Source organism: Faecalitalea cylindroides, from assembly GCF_028321995.1.
Lineage (GTDB): Bacteria > Bacillota_I > Bacilli_A > Erysipelotrichales > Erysipelotrichaceae > Faecalitalea > Faecalitalea cylindroides.
Map to the genome: position 1 here is coordinate 75,066 of NZ_JAQLXG010000005.1, position 21,995 is coordinate 97,060.

Sequence of the window (21,995 nt, forward strand, 5' to 3'; positions counted from 1 at the left end):
AAATGGCTGAAAGAATTCAATTAACTAAAAAAGACCGTTTTTCTGTAGCGTTCCGTCATCAGTTCCTTCAAGGTTCTTGGAACTATGAACGTATGCAGAATGGTGGTTGGTGCTATTCAATGATTCCAGCAATCAAACGTCTATATCCTAACAAAGAAGATCAGATTGCTGCATTGAAACGTCATATGGCATTCTACAACACACATCCTTATGTATCAGCTCCAGTTGTTGGTGTTACATTAGCTTTAGAAGAAGATAAGGCAAATGGTGCATCAATCGATGATGAAGCTATCCAGGGTGTAAAAGTTGGTATGATGGGTCCATTGGCTGGTGTTGGTGACCCTGCATTCTGGTTCACATTGAGACCTATCTTAGGTGCAATGGGTGCTTCTCTTGCATTGTCAGGAAGTATCATGGGACCTATCTTATTCTTCGTAGCATGGAACGTTATTCGTTTTGCATTTATTTGGTATACTCAGGAATTTGGGTATAAAGTTGGTACAGAAATTACTAAAGACTTGTCTGGTGGATTGCTAGGAAAAATCACTTCTGGCGCAAGTATTCTTGGTATGTTCATCATCGGCGGCTTGGTTCAGCGTTGGGTAAGTATTTCATTTACGCCAGTTGTATCTAGTGTTGAACAATCTGCAGGTGCTTACATTGACTGGTCAAAAATCACTGGGGATGCAGAAGGCATCAAATCTGCCTTAGAACAATATAATTCATTGGGCGGTGCAGGTCTTAACCAAATCAAAGAAACTACATTACAGGCTAACTTAGATCAGTTGATTCCTGGTCTTGCTGCTCTATTATTAACATTGCTATGTTGCTGGTTGTTGAAGAAAAAAGTTTCTCCAATCGTTATCATCATCGCATTGTTCATCGTTGGTATCTTGGCTCACTTAGCAGGTATCATGTAATAATCTTTGGACTAAAGTCTTTTAGGCCGGGTATCCCGGCCTTTTTTTAAAAGGAGGAAACCATGGCTCAGTCGCAAAATACGAAAGTTGATTTTACGATCCATGCAACTTCTATGCTTGGATTAACAACCTATGGAAATATCATGATTGGTGATAAAGCTTTTGAATTCTATAATGAAAAGAATGTTCAGGATTTTATTCAGATTCCTTGGACAGAAGTTGATCGTGTTGAAGCAAGTGTTCTTTTTAAAAAGAAAATTTCACGTTTTGTGATATTCACCAAAGAGGGCATGCATTTTACATTCTCTACGCGAGATAATATTAAGACGTTAAAAGAAGTAAAAAAATACTTTCCAGAAGACAGAATGTTTCGCTCCTTAAGCTTTTTTGATGTCATCAAAAGAGGTTTAAAAAGACTGTTTCATATTAAATAACTTGCAGATTTCTGCAAGTTTTTTTATTATGTTAATGTAGATATTTAAGCATCTTAACAAATTTGATTAAAATAAGTGATTTTTTTGAAAAAATGAGTATAATAACATATTTAGTGGGGTGTATGTATGACTTATAAGATTGGTTTTGATATAGGCAGCACAACGATAAAAGCTGTAGTGCTCGATGAAAATCAACAAATTTGTTATAAAAGCTACGAAAGACATAAGGCGCAGGTGCGTCAAAAAGCTTTAGAGAAAATTAAGGAACTAGAAAGATATACGAAGGAACCATTTCAGTTTGCGATAAGTGGTTCAGGAGCCTTAGGTTTATGTGATGATTTAAAGCTTCCTTTTGTTCAAGAAGTATTTGCCAGTGCGACAGCTATTCGTAAATATTATCCAGATACTGATTGTGCTATAGAACTAGGTGGAGAAGATGCAAAGATATTATTCTTTAAAGGTTCTATTGAACAACGTATGAACTCAACATGTGCAGGTGGTACTGGTGCATTTATCGATCAAATGGCTAGTTTATTGGACGTTGATCTTGAAACGATGAATGAAGTTAGTTTGAAACATGATAAGATTTATCCAATCGCATCTAGATGTGGAGTTTTTGCGAAAACGGATGTACAACCTTTGATCAATCAAGGCGTCAGCAAATCGAATTTGAGTGCTAGTATTTTTCAAGCAGTCGTAGATCAGACGATCACATCTTTAGCGCAAGGAAGAAATATTGAGGGAAATGTTTTGTTTTTAGGAGGCCCTTTGTATTTCTTGTCTGGTCTAAGAGATCGTTTCCAGGAAACTTTGAAACTTGCAGACGATCAAATTACTTGTCCAGATACCGCGATCAATTTTGTCGCCTTAGGAGCTGCTTTATGTGCAGACAAGATGTTTACAAGAGATGAACTTGTTTCTATACTTGAAGATCTTTTGAACGCACCATCCAGCACGGAAAGTACAAGGCCTTTGTTTGAAGATAAAGCGGATTATGAGACCTTCAAAGCTCGTCATCATCAAAGTGATGCTAAATATGCAGATTTAAGTTTATATACTGGTAAGGCTTATCTTGGTGTCGATTCTGGATCAACGACGACAAAACTCGTTTTATTAAATGAAGATCATGAAATATTGTATGAATCTTATACATCTAATAAAGGAGATCCTTTAGCGGTCGTTAGAGCAGATTTGATGAAGATATATGAAACAAATCCAAATATTCGTATCTATGGATCGTATGCAACCGGATACGGGGAAGAATTAATGCGTCACGCCTTCCATTTAGATGGTGGGATCGTTGAGACAATTGCGCATTATACGGCTGCCTGCTTATTTAATCCGGAGGTGGATTATATTCTTGATATAGGTGGTCAGGATATCAAATGTTTTAAGATTCGAGATGGAAGAATTGATGATATCGTATTGAATGAAGCATGCAGCAGCGGTTGTGGCTCATTCATCGAAACATTTGCTAAATCTTTAGGGTATGATGTTGAAACTTTTGCTCAATTGGGACTAAAATCAAAAAATCCTGTTGAACTGGGAACTAGATGTACTGTATTTATGAATTCAGGTGTAAAACAAGCTCAAAAGAATGGTGCGACGATCGAAGATATTTCAGCCGGATTGTGTAAATCCGTTGTCAAAAATGCTTTATATAAAGTAATTCGTGCGAAGAATAAAAAAGATATCGGAGAACATATCGTTGTTCAAGGCGGAACTTTCCAAAACGATGCAGTTCTAAGATCTTTTGAACAAGAGCTTGGCTTAGAAGTAATACGTCCCAGCATTGCACATTTAATGGGAGCTTTTGGTGCTGCATTATACGCTCAAAAACTTCATCGTACACGAAGTTCAATCTTAAATTATGAACAATTAAAAAATTTCACTCATAAGTCGGTTTCTACAACTTGTCAAGGTTGTACAAATCATTGTGCTTTAACAATTAATACTTTTTCAGATGGTAGTCGTCTAGTTGCAGGAAATAAGTGCGAAAAGATGATCATTCATGATCAAAAAGAAAAATTGGAAATTCCCGATCTTTTCAAAGAAAAGGCATCTATGATGCAAAAGGTTCAAAAAAATATTTCTCATGATAAGAAGATTGGTATGCCTTTAGTATTGAATAATTATGATTTATTACCATTTTGGACAAATTTCTTTGATGTCTTAGGGTATGAAGTTGTATGGAGCACACCAAGTACATTGGATATGTATCATGATGGACAGCATACAATTCCAAGTGATACGGCTTGTTTTCCCGCAAAACTTGTACATGGTCACATTAAACAACTTGTAGATCAAGAACTTCCTTTGATCTTTTATCCTTGTATGACTTATAACTTGGATGAAAATCAATCAGATAACCATTATAACTGTCCTTTAGTTGCTTATTATCCAGAAGTAATTGCAGCTAATATGGATTTAAATAATACAAAATTCTTGTACCCATTTATCAGTTTTGACAACGAGAAGAACTTTGTTGAAAAGATGATCAAAGCTTTTGAAACTGTCGATATTCATTTCAATAAAAATGATGTCAAAATTGCCTTTAGAACGGCTATGAACAAATATCGCGATTTTCATGAAGAATTGGTTCAAAAACATATTGATGCCGTTAAATTTGCGCGTGAGCATAATTTACAGATAGCTGTATTATGTGGTCGTCCATATCACTTAGACCCATTGGTAAATCATCAGATCAATCAACTTTTGACAACACTAGGTTTTGTAGTGGTCAGCGAAGAAAGTGTTCCTAGACAGCCAGCACATAAGGTTAATGTTTTAAATCAGTGGACATATCACGCTAGATTATATCAAGCTGCACATTATGTATGTGAAAATCCAGATATGAACTTGATCCAGCTGGTAAGTTTTGGATGTGGAATTGATGCGATCACGACCGATGAAGTGAAGGCAATCTTGAAAGAAGGTCATAAATTCTATACACAAATCAAAATTGATGAAATCGATAACCAGGGTGCAGTAAAGATTCGTCTACGTTCTTTACAGTCAGCACTTGCACAAAATAAAGGGGGTCAACATGGATAATTCATATGCTAAGTTTACACCGGAAATGAAAGAGACCAGCACAATCCTGGTACCTTCAATGTTACCGATTCATTTTCGTTTGTTCACACCTATCTTTGCGAAAAACGGATATAAAGTTGAAGTGTTGGAAAATATGAAAGATTCTGTAAAAGAAGAAGGATTAAGCCATGTTCATAACGATACATGTTATCCAGCTTTGTTGGTCATTGGACAGTTTATTGATGCCTTAAAAAGTGGAAAGTATGACCTTGATCATGTAGCTTTGGTTATCACACAGACGGCTGGAGGATGTCGTGCCAGCAATTATCTTCCTTTGTTAAGAAAAGCTCTTGCCATGGAAGGGTGGCAGCATATACCATGCCTTTCGGTAAATTTCTCAGGTCTTGAAAAGGACAGCGCTTTTAAATTAACCCCAGCTTTGATCATGGAGGTGCTTTATGCTGTATTATATGGAGATGCATTGATGCGGCTGGAAAATCAAGTAAAGCCATATGAAAAGATCAAAGGTCAAACGGATCAGGTAATAGATGATATCTTGAATGATTTAGTTGAGTATTTTAACAATAATCAATATCGTAAATCAAAACAGATTTATAAATATATGATACAACGCTTTAAAAATATTCCAAGAAACGATGAAAAAAAGATTCGTATAGGTATTGTTGGAGAAATTTATATGAAATATTCTCCTCTAGGAAATCAAAATCTAGTCGATTACTTGATTAATGAAGGGTTTGAACCAGTTTTATCGGGTGTTATGGATTTTGGTTTGTATTGCGTTGAAAATGGTTTGATCGATCATGAGTATTATAATCGTAATGCGATCAGCTATCCTTTATATTCGATGGCGAAGGGTATTATTATGCACATGCAGAAACAATTTATTGATGCAATTAATAAAGATGGAACATTTACAGCTCCTGATGATTTTAGTGAAGTCATAGAAAACGGAAAAGGTTTTATTGATAAAGGAGTTAAGATGGGAGAAGGCTGGCTGTTAACAAGTGAAGTTGTTTCTTTAATAAAATCTGGAGTTACCAATGTCATTTCCGCTCAGCCATTTGGCTGCCTTCCAAATCATATCGTTGCCAAGGGAATGGTTCGTCGTATCAAAGAAAAATATCCTGAAGCCAATATTGTCGCAATTGATTATGATCCAAGCGCTTCTAAAGTAAATCAGGAAAATCGAATTCGTTTGATGTTAGCAAACGCAAAATTGTCAGAAACGATGAAAGAGGGTTAATATGGAATTATTATATGCTTATACTTATTTCATTGTTTATGCTTTTTTAGGATGGGTTTGTGAAGATATTTATTGTGGGATTGGAAAAAGAAAATTTATTAACCGTGGTTTCTTATATGGTCCTTATTGTCCAATCTATGGTTTTGGAGCTTTGCTTGTAATTTATCCTTTGCTAATGGTTTCTAAACATCCAATTGTCGTTTTTATATTTGGAATGGTCTTAACAAGCATTCTCGAATATATTACAAGCTTTGTTATGGAAAAGTTATTCGCAACTAGATGGTGGGATTATAGTACATATCCATTTAACATCAATGGTAGAATTTGTCTTCAAAACTCACTGTTGTTTGGATTAATGGCATTAGTGGTTGTTTATGGCCTTCATCCTATCGTGAGTCGTTTTGTTGAGAGAATTCCTTTAGGTTTTTTGGTTATCTTCCTAATCATGTTTACAATTTTCTTTGTGATCGATATTGTCAATACAGTCATTGTATTATTGCGTCGTAAGAAAGTGTTCTTGAAATTGAAAGAAGATATTGACGAATTACGAGCACAATTTGAATCGGATCGTGATATTCTAAATGAAGAATTTGAAAGATGGATCAATGATCATAAAGAATTGGATGTTGTTAGGAAAAGAATTCAAAAACGTGTTGAGATGATCGATGAATTACGTAAAAAACATATTGTACGTGCGTTCCCGGATCGAAAACTTTCTGATCAATTAAATCAATTACAAGATATTGTTAAAAAACTTACTAAGTGAATGGTTACTCTATCACATTGTAGAGTAACTTTTTCTTCACAAATATTGTTAAGTGACTTAAATAAATGTATAATAACAACATATTTAAATTAGAGGTGAATATTTTGTTAGAGTGTAAAAATCTAGTCAAAGATTATCAAACATCCAATGAAGTTGTTCATGCATTAAAAGGAGTTTCTGTTACATTTAGAGACAATGAATTTGTATCAATTCTAGGACAGAGTGGATGTGGTAAAACAACTTTTTTAAACATCATAGGAGGTTTAGATCATTATACAAGTGGAGACTTGATCATTAATGGAAAATCTACAAAAGATTATTCTGATAAAGATTGGGATACATATCGTAATCATCGTGTAGGCTTTGTTTTTCAAAGTTATAACTTGATCATGCATCAAAGCGTATTATCCAATGTTGAGCTTGCTTTGACATTGACAGGTGTTGGAAAAGAAGAGCGTCGCCAAAGAGCGATTGAGGTTTTAGAGAAAGTTGGTCTAAAAGATCAATTGGATAAAAAGCCAACTCAAATGTCAGGAGGGCAAATGCAGCGAGTTGCGATTGCACGCGCCTTGGTGAACAATCCGGATATCTTACTGGCAGATGAGCCAACGGGTGCTTTGGATTCGGTGACAAGTGTACAGATCATGGATCTCTTACAAGAAATTGCAAAAGATCGATTGGTCATTATGGTTACACATAATCCAGATCTTGCTAAGCAATATTCAACACGCATCATTCGATTACTGGACGGAGAGATACAAAGTGATTCGGATCCAGTATCTGAACAGGAAAAAATTGATGTATCACAAGAGAATCTGGCAAAACCATCTATGTCATTTAAGACTGCTTTATCTTTGAGTTTAAACAACTTGATGACAAAGAAAGGAAGAACATTCTTAACCAGCTTTGCGGGAAGTATTGGTATCATCGGTATCGCATTGATCTTATCTTTATCAAACGGTGTGCAAACATATATTAATACTGTAGAAAATGATACGATGGCATCTTATCCAATAGAGATACAAGATAATTCTATGGATATGTCAGCTATGATGTCAGCTATGATGGAAATGCACAGTGATGAAAGCGTCAATGATACTGATAATATAACTTCTAGACCGTATGTAAATGATATTTTAAATTCTTTATCTAGTGAAGAATCTAATAACCTGACAGCTTTTAAAGAATATTTGGATTCAAAAGAGGGGAAAGAATTTGTAAAGAATACCAAGGCAATTGAGTATGATTACAGTATTACACCGCTTATCTATAATGACAATGGGGACAAAGGACTAATTCAGGTAAGTCCAAATGGCTTACTGGAAAGGCTAGGTTTCTCAGACATGATGAGCTTGCAGAACCAGTTTATGTCTTCAAGCACAACGATGGCTAATAATGAAGTCTGGACAAAACTACCGACAAGTTCTGTTTTAAGAGATGAAGAATATGAATTGGTAAATGGCGAATGGGCTAATGACTATAATGAAGTTGTTTTGGCTGTAGATGAGAATAATCAGATTACAGATTACGCTTTATATTCATTAGGTTTGATGGACCAGGATGAATTGGTTAATAATTACAATCAATTGCTAAATGGTAATATTGAAAAAATCGAAACTTCTGATACAGTATCGTATACTCCAGAGGAGATTTTGAATATGAGCTTTAAGCTTGTTTTACCTTCTGATTTATATAGAGAATCCAATGGTGTTTGGATTGATCAAAGCGATGACGAAGAATTTGTTCAAAATGTAGTAGACAATGCCTTGGAAGTAAAAGTTGTAGGTATAATAAAACCAAAAGATTCATCAGTAAAACGTATGACCATGGGTGGTGTGATGTACACAGATGATATGCAGGATTATATTATCGAACAGTCATCCCAAAGCGAGATAGCTAAACAACAAATAGATAATCCAAACACCAATGTATTTACTGGACAGTCTTTTGATGAACAAGATGAATTATCCTTATCGAATTTAACAGACGAACAAAGAATGATGATGGCTTCTATGTCTGAATCTGAATTGATGCAATATATGGCTAGTTACAATGAAAATGTCAATGCGACATATGAAAGCAATCTTTCTAAAATTGGAGTTGTAGATACGGATTCTCCAACGGCAATCTCAATTTATGCATCCAGTTTCGAACAGAAAGAATTGATCAGTGATATGATCAATGATTACAATGAAGAACAAAAATCAAATGGTGAAATGGCGGATGTGATCACATATAATGACTTTATAGGAATGATGTTAGAAAGTGTTTCTACAGTCATTAATATGATAAGTTATGTATTAATCGGTTTTGTCAGCGTATCTTTGATCGTTTCGAGCATTATGATTGGTATCATTACGTATATCTCTGTACTAGAAAGAACAAAAGAAATTGGAATCCTTCGTGCTATTGGAGCCTCTAAGAAAGATATTTCCCGAGTATTCAATGCCGAAACTTTCATTGAAGGATTGATCTCTGGTGTACTGGGTATTGTGATTACATTGATCTTAAATTTCCCAATCAGCACAATCGTTGAGCATTATACTGGTGTGGCTAATATTGCAATCTTGCCATGGCAGGGTGGAATAATTTTAGTATTAATAAGCTTATTATTGACTATTATTGCTGGTTTGATTCCATCAAAGTATGCAAGTAAAAAAGATCCAGTAGAAGCTTTAAGAAGTGAATAGTTATAAAAATAGTTGAGAAGTAAAATTTTCAACTATTTTTCATTAAAATTATGTAAACGCATACAAAAAGCCCGGAAAAGCATTTTATTTTTAGAAAAAAGTGATATACTTTAATAGTAAATATACTAAATAGGAGGATGAGTATGAAACAAAATAATATGCTCGCAATGATATTAGCGGGTGGTCGAGGAACTCGTTTGTTTGATCTTACAAAAAACAATGCGAAACCGGCCGTATACTTTGGTGGAAAATATCGTATTATCGATTTTCCTTTGAGCAACTGTGCAAACTCTAATATTGATATAGTAGGTGTTTTGACACAGTATGAGTCAGTTCAGTTGAATGCTTATGCTGGTGCTGGACAAAGATGGGGCTTAGATACTCGAGGAAGTGGTGTCTATGTTTTACCTCCACGTGAAAAAGATGGAACTAAATTTGATGTTTATCAAGGTACTGCCGATGCGATCAATCAGAATATCGACTTTATCGATCGCTTTGATCCAGAATACGTTTTGATCCTTTCTGGAGACCACATTTATAAAATGGATTATGCAGATATGTTATCTTGTCATAAAGCCAATAATGCTGACTGTACAATTGCAGTCTTACCAGTTCCTATGAAAGAAGCTAGTCGTTTTGGTATCATGAACTGTGATGAAAATGGACGTATCATAGAATTTGAAGAAAAACCAGCACAGCCAAAATCAAACTTGGCAAGTATGGGTATTTATATCTTTAACTGGAAAGCTTTACGAAAAGAGTTGATCGGAGATGCTCAAGTTGAAGGCAGTGCTCATGATTTTGGTAAAAATATCATTCCTTCATTCCTTGAACAAGGTAAGAATTTAATGTCTTATAAATTCGAAGGATATTGGAAAGATGTTGGTACTATCGATTCCTTGTGGGAAGCAAACATGGACTTGTTAGAAAAGAATAATGAATTAAATCTAGATGATCCAAATTGGAAGATTTATACAGAAGACGTTCCAGCTTTACCTCACTATGTAAGTTCTACTGGTTCAGTTGAACATTGTTACATTAACCAGGGTGCTATTATCCGTGGAAACGCAAAAGATTCTGTTTTGTTCAATCATGTGACAATTGAAGAAGGTGCAGATGTACAGCAGGCTGTATTGATGCCAGGTGTTCATGTTGGAGAAGGAGCTAAAGTGTATCGTGCTATCGTTGCCGAAGGTGTTAAGATCGATGCTGGTGCAGTTGTAGGTTCTTTAGATAATAAAGAAATTGCTCTGATCTCAAAACGAGTAAAGAAAGGTGAGTAAGCATATGTGTAACGCATTAGGAATTATTACATACAACGGACTTAACGTATATGTTCAAGGGTTGCAGGAATATCGTCCTATCGCAGGTTTTAACTTTTTAGGAAGATATCGTCTTGTCGATTTTCCGATTTCAAATATGACAAATTCAGGAATTGATGAGATCCAGGTTTTCATCAAGGGAAATCCTCGCCCTATGATCGAGCATATTGGAGATGGCCGTCAATACAATATCAATTCAAAACATGGTAGCCTTGATTTGATTCCATACTACAATGAAGAGGGTCGCGGTAATCCAGAGTTTGCTCCAGATGTAGAAAGTTATTACAACAATATTAATCAGATTGAAGATAACACCAATGATTATGTAATCATTGCACCAGTTAATATGATCTATACAGCAAATTATAAAGATTTGTTAAATCAGCACATTGAAAGTGGAGCAGAGATTTCTATTCTTTATCAAAACGTAGATGATGCAAAAGATAAATATATCAACTGTGATGTATTACAGATGAATCGCCAAAAAGGTGTATTAAAGATTGAACAGAATCTTGGTAATTACAAGACCCGTGCTCTTTCTTTGCAAACTTATATCTTATCAAAAGAATTATTTATTCAACTTGTTAAGGAAGCACGTAAAGTCAGCAGTATGTACTGGTTCAAAGATATCGTAAATGATCACTGTGTTGATATGGATATTCGTGCAATCAACTATCGTGGAAATGTTTACTGTATCAATGATTTACGTTCTTATTTTGAAAGTAATTTAGCTTTACTGGAAGAATCTCAAATGAAACAGTTCTCTAAAGACTCTTGGCCAATCTACACTCGTACAAGTGATACAGCACCAGCAATTTATTTAAAAGGTGGAAGTGCAAGCGGTTCATTTATTGCCAATGGATGTCAGATCAGCGGATCTGTAAAGAATTCGATCATTGGTCGTGGAAGTGTAATTGGCAAAGGTGCTAAGATTGAAAACTGTGTTATTATGTCCGATGTTGTCATTGGGGAAGATGCTGTATTGAAGAATGTGATCATTGATAAACATTCTAAGGTTCTTAAGAAAAAAGAATTGATCGGTAATGCGGAAGATCCTTTGTATATCGGTAGAAGGGAGAATGTTTAATGGCTTCAATTTTAATGGTTGCCAGTGAAGGCCTTCCTTTCATTAAAACAGGTGGTCTTGCCGATGTTATTGGTTCATTGCCTTTAGCTTTGACAGAAAAGGGTCATGAAGTGAAAGTAGTAATGCCTTTATATCGCAAGATTGCTGAAAAATACATGGATGAATTGTATTTCGATTGTGAATATACAGTATCTATTAACTATCAGGAAGTTCCTGTACGTGTATACTCAAAAATGGTAGATGATGTTTGTTTCTTCTTTATCCAGCATCAAGGTTACTTTGAAAGAGATACATTATATGGATATCAGGATGATGGAGAACGTTTTGCGTATTTCCAGAAAGCTGTTATCGAAATGTTGAATCAGTTGAACTACTGGCCTAATATCATCCATTGTCATGATTGGCATACTGGTATGATTCCTTGTATGATCAAAGAAACGCATAACAATGACTCACGTTACAACGCGATTCGTTTTGTTTACACGATCCATAATTTAGCGTTCCAAGGAAACTTTGGCCCTGAAATGTTAGATTCATGTCTAGGTTTACCTTATTATCTATTAGATAACGGAAACGTGCGTTTCGACGGAGGTATTTCCTTCATGAAATCAGGTATCCTTTATTCTGATAAAATCACTACTGTTTCTCCAACATACTCACAGGAGATTCTTACAAGTCAATATGGTGAACATCTAGAAGCGGTATTGAATATGCGTAAGTATGATTTGTGGGGCATTGTAAATGGAATCGATATTGAATTGTGGAACCCTAAAACCGACCCAGAAATTCCATATCACTTTGATAAAGTAAATATTAAAAGTGAGAAACTTAAAAACAAATTGGCATTGCAAAAAGAATTGGGCTTAGATGAAAATAAAGATGTAATGTTGGTTGGATGTGTAAGTCGTTTGACTTGGCAAAAAGGTTTCTATCTTTTGATGGAACAACTTGATGCATTATGTGCAGCTCCAATTCAATTGGTTATCTTAGGTAGCGGCGAAAAACAAATCGAACAGAAGTTCAGAGAGCTTGAAAACGGCAATAAAGGAAAGATTTGTTTCTATCAAGGATATAATGAAAGCCTTGCTCATCGAATCTATGCAGCAAGCGATTTGTTCCTGATGCCAAGTTTGTTTGAACCATGCGGATTATCTCAGTTATGTTCATTGCGCTATGGTACTTTACCTCTTGTGCGTGAAACAGGTGGATTAAAAGACACTGTTAATGCATATAATGAATATGATAAAACAGGGAACGGATTCAGCTTTGAAAAATACGATTCAAATGATTTGATCCACACATTATATTATGCGATCGATGTATACTATAATCGTAAGCAGGATTGGGATATGTTAGTCACAAATGCTTTAAATTCCGATGTTTCTTGGCAGAACAGTGCTAAAACATATTGCCTGTTATATGATGAGTTGTTGAATCAGTAAATGAAAGTATTGGTCAGCGCCTGTTTATTAGGTCATAACTGTAAATATTCAGGTGGTAATAACTACGATCCTATTTTAAATGAATTATTAAAGGGACATGAAATCATTCCAGTCTGTCCTGAAGTGATGGGTGGATTATCCGTACCTAGAATTCCTTGTGAGATTATAGGAGATAAGGTAATCGGTAAAGATGGAAATGATTATACGTATCCTTATCAATTAGGAGCAAAAAAAGCTTTGGAAATTGCTAAAAAAGAAAAAATAACATTAGCAATCCTAAAGAAAAGAAGTCCTAGTTGTGGTGCTTCCTTGGTATATGATGGAACATTTACAAAACGTCTTGTGATAAAAGATGGTATCTTTGCAAGAGAGTTAAAGGAATTAAATGTTTTGATTTTGGAAGCGTAATCAAAAAATGCTATTTAGTATTGTTTTATTGATAAAAATGGACTAAAATATTTTTAGGTTTATTAGGAGGAATTAATAATGAAACAAGTAACTGTAACTGTAATCGATCCAGTTGGATTGCATGCACGTCCTGCAACAGTAGCTGTAAATGCTGCAAGTAAATTTAAAAGTGAAATCAATGTAGCTTTCAAAGGACGTGAAGTAAACATGAAATCAATCATGGGTGTTATGTCTTTAGGAATCCCAACTCAGTCTGAAATTACTATCAGCTGTACTGGTGAAGACGAAGAAGCTGCTGTAGCTGCAATCGAAGAAGTATTGCGCGCACAGAAAATCATCGCTTAATTATAATAGTTAAGGATAAGAAAGAGGTTGACTAAATTGTGTCGACCTCTTTATTTTCATATGGAAAACAATATGAGAATTTTTGAAAAGATCAATGGATTTTAATCATATTTGATTGAAAACGATTACATATTGCTCAAATTGTGCTATAATTCCATTAGAAATTTAACAGGAGGAATTTATTATGTCTTTAACTCAAGAAAGATATGAAAAATGGGTGAATCACCCAAATCTAGATGCTCGTTATAAAGATGTATTAGAAAATATGAACGAAGAAGAAAAAAACGATGCATTCTATACATTAATTGAATTTGGTACAGCTGGAATGAGAGGACTATTAGGTCCGGGTACAAATCGTATTAATATTCATACGATTCGTAAAGCAACACAAGGGTATGCAAATTATATTATTGCCGCTGGTAAAGAAGCTTGTGAAAAAGGTATTGCTATTGGATATGATAATCGTCATATGTCTAGAGAATTTGCTTTTGACTGTGCTGATCTTTTAGCTAAAAATAATATTCGATCTTATGTATTCGAATCACTACGACCTACACCAGAATTAAGTTTTGCGGTTCGTCATTTAGGATGTTTTGGGGGTATCATGATTACCGCAAGTCATAATCCAAAAGAATATAACGGATATAAATTGTATGATGATAAAGGATGTCAGTTGATTCCTTCTTTAGCTGCACAGGTTATCGATCAAGTTAATGCAATCGAAGATGAATTGGCTATTGATGCAAATTGTACAGAAGAACAGAAAAAATTAATTACTGTTATAGGTAAAGATGTTGATGAAGAATACTATAAAAATGTTTTAAGCATTCAGTTAAATCCGGATGTAAATAAAGATATTAAGATCGTATTTTCGCCAGAACATGGTACAGCCAATATTCCAGTTCAAGAAGTTTATAAACGTGCTGGTTATACTTGTATTCCTGTTGAAGAACAATGCACACCAGATCCAGATTTTTCAAATACACCAACTCCAAATCCAGAACAACCAGGAGCTTATGAATTGGCTTTGGAATATGCAAAGAAAAATGATGCAGATTTGATATTAGTATGTGATCCAGATGCTGATAGAATGGGTGTAGGTGTAAAACACAATGGTGAATATGTTGTATTAACGGGTAATCAGTCTGGTTCAGTAGAAATTGAATATATTTGTTCTCAATTGACAAAACAGAATAAAATGCCTGAAAACCCTGTTATGTTCAATACTGTTGTAACAAGCGATTTAGGTGAGAAAGTCGCAGCTGATTATGGTGTTACGACTGAAAAGACATTAACTGGATTTAAATTCATTGGAGAAAAAGTTGCCAAATATGAAGTAACACACGAAAAGAATTATGTATTTGGTTATGAAGAAAGTTATGGATCATTGATCAAACCTTTTGTTCGTGACAAAGATGCTCCTCAAGCTTGTTTGATGTTGGCAGAAGCTTGTGCTTACTATAAACAGGAAGGAAAAGATCTTGTTGATGTATTAGACAGTTTGTACGATCGTCATGGAACATATGAAGAAAGTCAAGTTGCATTAACATTGTCTGGTGAAGCAGGAGCGAACCGAATCAAAGAAATTCTCGCAAATCTAAGAAAGGATTCTCCAGCTGAAATTGGTGGAACGAAAGTTGTTAAGAGCGAAGATTATAAAGAATGTGTGATCAAAGAAGGTGACAAAGTTACTGAATTGACTGGCTTCACAAAGTCAGATGTATTGAAATACTATCTAGAAGATGGAAGCTGGATTGCAGTAAGACCTAGCGGAACAGAACCAAAATGTAAATTCTACTATTGTATCAAAGGAGCTTCTAAAGAAGATGCTCATAATAAAACAGTTCATTTCCAACAGGCAATGAAAGAATTAACACAATCATAAGATCAGGAATATTACAATTCCTGATCTTTTTAAGTAAGAAAAAAAGCAGCTGATTAGTCAGCTGCTATTTAATTCTAGACGAAATGAAATGTTCAATGCGATCGCAAGCTTCTTTGATGTGATCTAAGCTGTAAGCATAAGAGATGCGTATAAATCCTTTTCCGCTTTCACCAAAGGCTGTTCCTGGTACACAGGCAACCTTTTCTTCTTCAAGAAGCTTTTCACAGAATTCATCACTGGAGAGCCCGGTAATTTGAATGTTTGGGAAAACATAGAATGTTCCATGAGGCATGTTTGTTTTTAGTCCCATGCGATTTAAACGATTAACCAGCAAATTTCTTCGGTTTAAATAATCATTTTTCATTACAAGTACATCATCTATACCGTTTCTTAGTGCTTCTAAACCAGCATATTGTGCAGCAGTTGGAGCTGACATAATGATGTATTGATGGATTTTTGTCATTTGAGCACTTATTTCTTTGTTGGATAGAACATATCCTAAACGCCATCCCGTCATAGCAAAAGCTTTAGAGAATCCATTAATGACAATGACCTGATCACGAATTTCTTCAAATTGTGCTAAACTGGCAAATTCTTGATCAAAGCTGAGTTCAGCGTAGATTTCATCACTTATAACATAGATCCCTGATTCTTTTATGATTGGAACAAGTTTTTCATAGTCTTCATATGTCATGACACCACCGGTTGGGTTACTAGGGAAGTTGATCATCAAAGCTTTCGTTTTATCGGTAATAGCGTTCTTTAGATCTTCAGGTAAAAGTTTAAAATCGTTTTCTTCTTTTAACTGGATCATAACGCATTTGCCATCCGCTAACTCAACTGCTGGGGCATAGGCAACATAGTTAGGATCAAGCATGATTACTTCATCACCTGGATTAAGTAATGCTCTAAAAGCTATATCGATAGCTTCCGATCCACCAACTGTAACCAAAGTTTCCGTTTCTGGATCGTAGTTTTGATTGTAACGAGTTTTATGAAATTTACAGATTTCCTGTCTAAGTTCTAATAATCCTCGATTTGCGGTGTAATGCGTTTTTCCCTGACTCATGGAATAAATTGCATTTTCACAAATATGCCAAGGAGTGTTAAAATCCGGTTCACCTACACCAAGTGAAATAACGCCTTCCATCGTATTGGCAAGATCAAAGAATTTACGAATTCCACTTGGCTTGATGTCCTTTACTTTTCTTGATAATTCTTTCATGGTGTCACGACCAATCTATGCTGTTCTTCTTTTTCCTGATCAACGATCACGATACCGCTTTGTTTATACTGCTTTAAGACAAATAATGTTTTTGTGCTGCGGACATCTTCAACGCAGGCGATCTTATCAGATACGAAACGTGCAACTTCAAACATTGTTTTTCCTTGAACCAAACATAAAAAGTCGCAATCACCACTTAATAAATACATCGTATCTACTTCAGGATAATTTGCAATCAAAGATGCAGTCTTATCATATCCTTTATTTCTTTGTGGAATACAGTCCACTTCTATATAGGCAAGTACTTTTTCGTCTCGTAATGCCTTGTTATAATTTATAACGGTATGGTAACCACAAATTATTTTTTCATCTTCTAATTTTTTGATTTCTTTGGCAACCTCATCTTTATCCTCGTTAAGAATATCGGCAAGATCCTGGCTCGTTAGTCGTGCATCACTTTCCAACAAGTCTAATAATTTTGACTGATTCATAATGATCCTCCTTATATAAGCTATATTTTAACACTTTTTTTTAATGGAATAAATATAGAGTATTTAACGAATTACGGTTTAGATATTTTAACACATAATTTACACTTTTAGACTAGTTAATTCATTGACAAACGGGTATCTAAATTCTATAATATTGATGATTATTAAAGGAGGATTTACTGATATGACAGTAAAAGTTGCAATCAACGGATTTGGACGTATCGGACGTTTGGCTTTCCGTCAGATGTTTGGTGCTGAAGGGTATGAAGTAGTAGCTATCAACGATTTGACTAGCCCTAAAATGTTAGCTCATTTGTTGAAATACGATTCAACTCAGGGTACTTATGCTAAAGCTGACACAGTAACAGCTGGCGAAAATTCAATCACAGTTGATGGAAAAGAAATCACAATTTATGCAGAAGCTGATGCTTCTAAATTGCCATGGGGTGACCTTGGTGTAGATGTAGTTTTGGAATGTACAGGATTCTATACTTCTAAAGCTAAAGCTGAAGCACACATCAAAGCAGGTGCTCGTAAAGTTGTTATCTCTGCTCCAGCAGGAAACGACCTTCCAACTATTGTTTACAATGTAAACCATGAAACTTTAACTCCAGAAGATACTGTTATCTCTGCAGCTAGTTGTACAACAAACTGCTTGGCTCCAATGGCTAATGCATTGAACAAATTAGCTCCAATCCAGTCTGGTATCATGACTACAGTTCATGCTTACACTGGTGACCAGATGACTCTTGATGGACCTCAGCGTAAAGGTGACCTACGTCGTAGCCGTGCTGCTGCAGTTAACATCGTTCCTAACTCTACTGGTGCTGCTAAGGCTATCGGTCTAGTTATCCCTGAATTGAACGGAAAACTTATCGGTTCAGCTCAGCGTGTTCCAACTCCTACAGGATCTACAACTATCTTAGTTGCAGTTGTTGAAGGAAAAGTAACTGTAGATGAAATCAATGCTGCTATGAAAGCTGCTGCTACTGAATCTTTCGGTTATACTGAAGAACAGTTAGTATCTAGCGACATCATCGGTATGCGTTATGGTTCATTGTTTGATGCTACTCAGACAATGGCTCATGAAATGGCTGATGGAAACACTCATGTACAGGTTGTTTCTTGGTATGACAACGAAAATTCATACACTAGCCAGATGGTTCGTACAATCAAATACTTCTCTGAATTAAAGTAAGAACTTGATGTATGATCAAAAGGATCCTTATGGATCCTTTTTTTCTTGTATGTGCCTGCCTTGAAAAAAAGGTGATTATAGGGTATTCTAAATATATTGAAACGAGGTGTGTTCTATGGCAATTAAAACACGTTTGATTGATGAAGATAGAGATAATTTGACCAAAGATGTTAATGATTTAGACGCTGCATATTTAGAGCGTATGAAAGAAGATGGAATCGATCCAGAACTTTTAGCACAATTTCGTGATCTATCTCTAGAAATGGATGAACAAACACAAATAAAATAACTTGTTTCAAACTGTATTTATGATCGAAGCATAGGTATTTACTTATGCTTTTTTACACTATATGAAGGGAGCCCATTATGAAATTATATAATAGTTATTCGCTGCAACTTGAAGAATTAAAACCAATTGAACCGGGAAAGGTATCCATGTATGTATGTGGACCTACAGTTTACAATTATCCTCATATCGGAAATGCTCGACCTATTGCGGTCTTTGATACATTAAAGAAAGCTTTAAGTGCTCAAGGATTGGATGTTACATTTGTTTCTAATTACACGGATGTAGATGACAAGATCATCAATGCGGCTATTGAAAACAATGTCTCAGAAAAAGAGATTACTGATAAATATATTGAGGCGTATAATGAAGTTAGAAATAACTTGAATGCTGATCTTCCAGATGTAGCACCTAGAGTGACTGAAACGATGGATCAGATCATTGAATTTATTGATAAAATGGTTAAAAATGGATCTGCATATGTTGTAGATGGAGATGTTTATTTCCGTGTAAGCAGTGATCCGAAGTATGGTGAATTATCACATCAAAAAATGGAAGATTTAATGGTTGGAGCACGTATTGATGAAAATACAAAAAAGGAAAATCCATTAGATTTTACTTTATGGAAAGTTACTGAAAAAGGAATCAAATGGGATTCACCTTGGTCAAAAGGACGACCTGGTTGGCATACTGAATGTGTAGTCATGATACAAAATGTATTTAAGAAACCGTTGATCGATATTCATGGTGGAGGATTGGATCTAAAATTCCCACATCATGAAAATGAAGTTGCCCAATGTGAAGTATGTAATCATACACATCTTGCCAACATGTGGGTACACAATGGTATGATCAATATTGATGGCGCCAAAGTTTCTAAGTCTACTATGACGGAAGAACAAAAAAGCAAGCTATGGGCAAAAGATCTAATTGCGCATCATGGAGGTAATACGATTCGCTGGGTCTTGATTTCTGCTCATTACAGAGCTCCATTGAACTTATCTGATGAAATAATTGATACAGCTAAAAAGGAATTAACAAAAATTCAATCTGCTTATAAACAAGCTATTGTAAAATTACAGCTTGTCAATTTTAAGAATGTTGATTCTTATGATGAAGATCTATGGACAAAGTTCATTGATGAGATCAACGATGATCTAAATACACCAAATGCCATAGCGCAGGTATTTGAAACAGTCAAAATTCTCAATCAATCTTTGCGCGTAAGAGAAATTGATGAAAATAAAGTAGCTTCTTTGGTAAATGTTCTAGAAAAAATGATGTATGTTCTTGGTATTAAATTAGATCATATTACATTAAGTGATGCAGATAAAGCAACGTATCAGAAATGGCAGGATGCTAAAAAGGAAAAAGATTTCGCAAAAGCTGATGAATATAGAACTATCCTGCAGGACAAAGGAATTCTATAATGGAAATCGTTACTGAGAATGCGACAAGTCTTGCCTGGATTGGTGATGCGATTATGACACTTAAGGTGCGAGAACACATTTTAAAAAAAGGGTATCGAAAAGCTGATATTCTACAAAAGAAGAGTGCACGTATCTGTAGTGCAAAAGGACAGGCTTGTATCTTATCAACGCTTCGTGAAGAAAATTTTTTTAACGAAGTGGAATGTGAAATTCTTCAAAGAGGAAGAAATGCTACAATTCACTCTAAGGCAAAGAATGCGGATGGGAAAACTTATCTAGAAGCAACCGCATTGGAGGCTTTGATTGGATATTTATATTTATATGAACATCAAGATCGACTTGAACTACTTTTAGATAAAGTAATAGAATATGGAGACAAACTATGATCGTATATGGAAAAAATGTTTTTACCATGATTGAAAGAGATGCAGATTTAATTGAACAGATTTATCTTTTAAAAGATCTTAAGGACAAAAGGATCTTGCAGAGAGTTCAAGCTCTAAAACTTCCTTATACGTTTTTAAATCGCGCTCAGATGGATAAAAAAGCAGGGAATCCGCATCATCAGGGAATCATATGTGAGACACAAGATATAAAGACATATTCTTATGAAGAATTACTAAAGAAGGCCAAAACTCCAGGGTTGTTTGTAGCTTTGGACGGCATTCAAGATCCACATAATTTAGGAGCCATTTTAAGAACTTGTGACTGTACAGGTGTTCAAGGTGTCTTTATTACTAAGCATAATAGTTCTCCTTTAACTCCAACTGCTATTAAAGTCAGCACAGGTGCAGCATATACTGTTCCTGTCAGCATCGTTACTAATCTTTCGCAAACGTTACGGAATCTAAAAAAAGAAGGATACTGGGTCGTTGGCAGTGACATGGACAATGCCCGCGATTACCGTGAAGGTATCTATGATGTGCCTTTGGTCCTCGTCATTGGATCAGAGGGGAAGGGAATATCACCTTTGGTAAAAAAACAGTGTGACTATATGGTTTCATTGCCGATGGTAGGTACGATCACATCGTTAAATGCTAGTGTAGCGTGTGCTGTTTTACTGTACCAGATATTCTCTGATCGATGATTTACGTATTTGTAGAGAGTAAAGGCGAAACATGAAGAAAGAAAATGTTAATGAATTAATTTATAACTACTATCAAAAAGATGAATATGCACTAAAAGAAATCATTGAATTTTATCGACCCATGGTCATTAAAATATTACAGGAAAAATGTGATTTTCAAGATAATAGAACGGCCATCTATAAAGATGTTCTAAGTCGTGCAGACTATCTTCTTGTGAAATGCCTTGAACATTTTCGTTATGGATACAATGGTTCATTTACTTCGTTTTATCGTCGTTCCTTATACAATATGGTTGTTAATGTTGTTCGAAGCTATTCACGTGAAAGAACCATTTCGTATAAAATGCTTCCAATCTATCACTATGTCAAAGAAGATTCAAAATACTTAGATTTAAATAATGCGATTTCGCAAAGCAACGAATCAGTACATGAAGAAGTCATGTTACATCTTGAGGTAGAGGAAAAATTAACAGATGCGAAAAACGTGTTTACAGAGCTTGATCTAAAAATATTAGAATTAAAACAGGAGGGTTTTAGTACAGCATTTATTGCGGAAAAACTTCAAATGAATGTAAGAAGTATTCGTTATCGCATAAATAAAATGAAAAAGTATATTTTATCGGATTGACAGAATGCTTGATTTGATGTTACATTTTATTAGTTACAAAAGGGAGGTAAGATT

General features: G+C 35.1%; 20 protein-coding genes. 18 read left to right on the forward strand and 2 right to left on the reverse strand.

The annotated features are described in order from the left end of the window. Positions 1-2: 2 nt before the first annotated feature. From PND65_RS04370 to PND65_RS04425, 12 genes are all read left to right on the forward strand, one after another. Positions 3-920, forward strand: coding sequence for a PTS system mannose/fructose/sorbose family transporter subunit IID (locus PND65_RS04370; protein WP_271990707.1), 918 nt, complete (start codon positions 3-5; stop codon positions 918-920). A 62-nt stretch (positions 921-982) separates the two neighbouring features. After that, positions 983-1,354, forward strand: coding sequence for a DUF956 family protein (locus tag PND65_RS04375; protein WP_271990705.1), 372 nt, complete (start codon positions 983-985; stop codon positions 1,352-1,354). A gap of 126 nt (positions 1,355-1,480) precedes the next feature. Further along, positions 1,481-4,408 carry an acyl-CoA dehydratase activase gene (locus tag PND65_RS04380; protein WP_271990703.1) on the forward strand — a complete coding sequence of 976 codons (2,928 nt, stop codon included), beginning with the start codon at positions 1,481-1,483 and terminating at the stop codon, positions 4,406-4,408. Next, complete coding sequence (locus PND65_RS04385; protein WP_271990701.1) at positions 4,401-5,651, forward strand: 2-hydroxyacyl-CoA dehydratase; 1,251 nt, start codon at positions 4,401-4,403, stop codon at positions 5,649-5,651. The genes PND65_RS04380 and PND65_RS04385 overlap by 8 nt, the downstream gene beginning before the upstream one ends. Before the next feature lies 1 nt (position 5,652). After that, positions 5,653-6,417 (forward strand): putative ABC transporter permease, encoded by a 765-nt coding sequence (locus PND65_RS04390; RefSeq protein WP_015535713.1) that lies wholly within the window; start codon positions 5,653-5,655, stop codon positions 6,415-6,417. Positions 6,418-6,521: 104 nt separating this feature from the next. Continuing rightward, entirely contained in the window at positions 6,522-9,107 is a 2,586-nt protein-coding gene (locus PND65_RS04395; RefSeq protein WP_087159124.1) for an ABC transporter ATP-binding protein/permease, read from the forward strand. Between the two features lie 143 nt (positions 9,108-9,250). Then, a complete protein-coding gene (locus tag PND65_RS04400) occupies positions 9,251-10,390 on the forward strand; it encodes a glucose-1-phosphate adenylyltransferase (protein WP_271990699.1) in 1,140 nt (379 codons plus the stop codon). Positions 10,391-10,394: 4 nt separating this feature from the next. Then, the gene (gene glgD / locus PND65_RS04405; protein WP_035402316.1) at positions 10,395-11,516 is read left to right on the forward strand and encodes a glucose-1-phosphate adenylyltransferase subunit GlgD; all 1,122 of its coding nucleotides are present in this window, start codon (positions 10,395-10,397) and stop codon (positions 11,514-11,516) included. Then, complete coding sequence (gene glgA / locus PND65_RS04410) at positions 11,516-12,958, forward strand: glycogen synthase GlgA (protein ID WP_022356391.1); 1,443 nt, start codon at positions 11,516-11,518, stop codon at positions 12,956-12,958. Before glgD ends, glgA begins: the two co-directional genes overlap by 1 nt. Beyond that, positions 12,959-13,366, forward strand: coding sequence for a DUF523 domain-containing protein (locus PND65_RS04415; protein WP_087159122.1), 408 nt, complete (start codon positions 12,959-12,961; stop codon positions 13,364-13,366). A 78-nt stretch (positions 13,367-13,444) separates the two neighbouring features. Next, complete coding sequence (locus PND65_RS04420) at positions 13,445-13,711, forward strand: phosphocarrier protein HPr (protein WP_015535716.1); 267 nt, start codon at positions 13,445-13,447, stop codon at positions 13,709-13,711. A 184-nt stretch (positions 13,712-13,895) separates the two neighbouring features. Beyond that, positions 13,896-15,596 (forward strand): phospho-sugar mutase, encoded by a 1,701-nt coding sequence (locus PND65_RS04425; RefSeq protein WP_195294070.1) that lies wholly within the window; start codon positions 13,896-13,898, stop codon positions 15,594-15,596. Positions 15,597-15,660: 64 nt separating this feature from the next. Here the strand turns inward: PND65_RS04425 and PND65_RS04430 are convergent, their stop codons facing one another. Both PND65_RS04430 and PND65_RS04435 read right to left on the reverse strand, forming a co-directional pair. Then, complete coding sequence (locus PND65_RS04430; RefSeq protein WP_271990696.1) at positions 15,661-16,821, reverse strand: pyridoxal phosphate-dependent aminotransferase; 1,161 nt, start codon at positions 16,819-16,821, stop codon at positions 15,661-15,663. Then, on the reverse strand, positions 16,818-17,312 hold the full coding sequence (locus PND65_RS04435) for an Lrp/AsnC family transcriptional regulator (protein WP_022356395.1): 495 nt from the start codon (positions 17,310-17,312) through the stop codon (positions 16,818-16,820). Before PND65_RS04435 ends, PND65_RS04430 begins: the two co-directional genes overlap by 4 nt. A gap of 184 nt (positions 17,313-17,496) precedes the next feature. On the opposite strand from PND65_RS04435, the gene gap reads away from it, so the two are divergent. The 6 genes from gap to PND65_RS04465 all read left to right on the forward strand — a co-directional run bounded on the left by gap (position 17,497) and on the right by PND65_RS04465 (position 21,941). Further along, positions 17,497-18,510 carry a type I glyceraldehyde-3-phosphate dehydrogenase gene (gap, locus tag PND65_RS04440; protein ID WP_022355960.1) on the forward strand — a complete coding sequence of 338 codons (1,014 nt, stop codon included), beginning with the start codon at positions 17,497-17,499 and terminating at the stop codon, positions 18,508-18,510. A gap of 115 nt (positions 18,511-18,625) precedes the next feature. Then, a complete protein-coding gene (locus tag PND65_RS04445; protein ID WP_015535722.1) occupies positions 18,626-18,799 on the forward strand; it encodes a hypothetical protein in 174 nt (57 codons plus the stop codon). 77 nt (positions 18,800-18,876) lie between these two features. Continuing rightward, a complete protein-coding gene (gene cysS, locus PND65_RS04450; protein WP_271990694.1) occupies positions 18,877-20,226 on the forward strand; it encodes a cysteine--tRNA ligase in 1,350 nt (449 codons plus the stop codon). After that, positions 20,226-20,612: a Mini-ribonuclease 3 gene (locus tag PND65_RS04455; RefSeq protein WP_271990691.1), complete on the forward strand. Its 387-nt coding sequence runs from the start codon at positions 20,226-20,228 to the stop codon at positions 20,610-20,612. Before cysS ends, PND65_RS04455 begins: the two co-directional genes overlap by 1 nt. Continuing rightward, positions 20,609-21,313 (forward strand): 23S rRNA (guanosine(2251)-2'-O)-methyltransferase RlmB, encoded by a 705-nt coding sequence (gene rlmB, locus PND65_RS04460; RefSeq protein ID WP_271990688.1) that lies wholly within the window; start codon positions 20,609-20,611, stop codon positions 21,311-21,313. The genes PND65_RS04455 and rlmB overlap by 4 nt, the downstream gene beginning before the upstream one ends. 31 nt (positions 21,314-21,344) lie before the next feature. Further along, positions 21,345-21,941: a hypothetical protein gene (locus PND65_RS04465; protein WP_035402332.1), complete on the forward strand. Its 597-nt coding sequence runs from the start codon at positions 21,345-21,347 to the stop codon at positions 21,939-21,941. Positions 21,942-21,995 lie beyond the last annotated feature (54 nt).

What these genes read in the sequence shown, in the direction of transcription:
- PND65_RS04400 (WP_271990699.1), top strand. Translation starts at nt 9,251, where the DNA reads ATGAAACAAAATAATATGCTCGCAATGATATTAGCGGGTGGTCGAGGA.
- PND65_RS04415 (WP_087159122.1), top strand. Translation starts at nt 12,959, where the DNA reads ATGAAAGTATTGGTCAGCGCCTGTTTATTAGGTCATAACTGTAAATAT.
- PND65_RS04390 (WP_015535713.1), top strand. Translation starts at nt 5,653, where the DNA reads ATGGAATTATTATATGCTTATACTTATTTCATTGTTTATGCTTTTTTA.
- rlmB (WP_271990688.1), top strand. Translation starts at nt 20,609, where the DNA reads ATGATCGTATATGGAAAAAATGTTTTTACCATGATTGAAAGAGATGCA.
- PND65_RS04465 (WP_035402332.1), top strand. Translation starts at nt 21,345, where the DNA reads ATGAAGAAAGAAAATGTTAATGAATTAATTTATAACTACTATCAAAAA.
- PND65_RS04435 (WP_022356395.1), bottom strand. Translation starts at nt 17,312, where the DNA reads ATGAATCAGTCAAAATTATTAGACTTGTTGGAAAGTGATGCACGACTA.
- PND65_RS04370 (WP_271990707.1), top strand. Translation starts at nt 3, where the DNA reads ATGGCTGAAAGAATTCAATTAACTAAAAAAGACCGTTTTTCTGTAGCG.
- PND65_RS04420 (WP_015535716.1), top strand. Translation starts at nt 13,445, where the DNA reads ATGAAACAAGTAACTGTAACTGTAATCGATCCAGTTGGATTGCATGCA.
- glgD (WP_035402316.1), top strand. Translation starts at nt 10,395, where the DNA reads ATGTGTAACGCATTAGGAATTATTACATACAACGGACTTAACGTATAT.
- PND65_RS04375 (WP_271990705.1), top strand. Translation starts at nt 983, where the DNA reads ATGGCTCAGTCGCAAAATACGAAAGTTGATTTTACGATCCATGCAACT.
- PND65_RS04445 (WP_015535722.1), top strand. Translation starts at nt 18,626, where the DNA reads ATGGCAATTAAAACACGTTTGATTGATGAAGATAGAGATAATTTGACC.
- gap (WP_022355960.1), top strand. Translation starts at nt 17,497, where the DNA reads ATGACAGTAAAAGTTGCAATCAACGGATTTGGACGTATCGGACGTTTG.
- PND65_RS04385 (WP_271990701.1), top strand. Translation starts at nt 4,401, where the DNA reads ATGGATAATTCATATGCTAAGTTTACACCGGAAATGAAAGAGACCAGC.
- PND65_RS04430 (WP_271990696.1), bottom strand. Translation starts at nt 16,821, where the DNA reads ATGAAAGAATTATCAAGAAAAGTAAAGGACATCAAGCCAAGTGGAATT.
- cysS (WP_271990694.1), top strand. Translation starts at nt 18,877, where the DNA reads ATGAAATTATATAATAGTTATTCGCTGCAACTTGAAGAATTAAAACCA.
- PND65_RS04425 (WP_195294070.1), top strand. Translation starts at nt 13,896, where the DNA reads ATGTCTTTAACTCAAGAAAGATATGAAAAATGGGTGAATCACCCAAAT.
- PND65_RS04455 (WP_271990691.1), top strand. Translation starts at nt 20,226, where the DNA reads ATGGAAATCGTTACTGAGAATGCGACAAGTCTTGCCTGGATTGGTGAT.
- glgA (WP_022356391.1), top strand. Translation starts at nt 11,516, where the DNA reads ATGGCTTCAATTTTAATGGTTGCCAGTGAAGGCCTTCCTTTCATTAAA.
- PND65_RS04380 (WP_271990703.1), top strand. Translation starts at nt 1,481, where the DNA reads ATGACTTATAAGATTGGTTTTGATATAGGCAGCACAACGATAAAAGCT.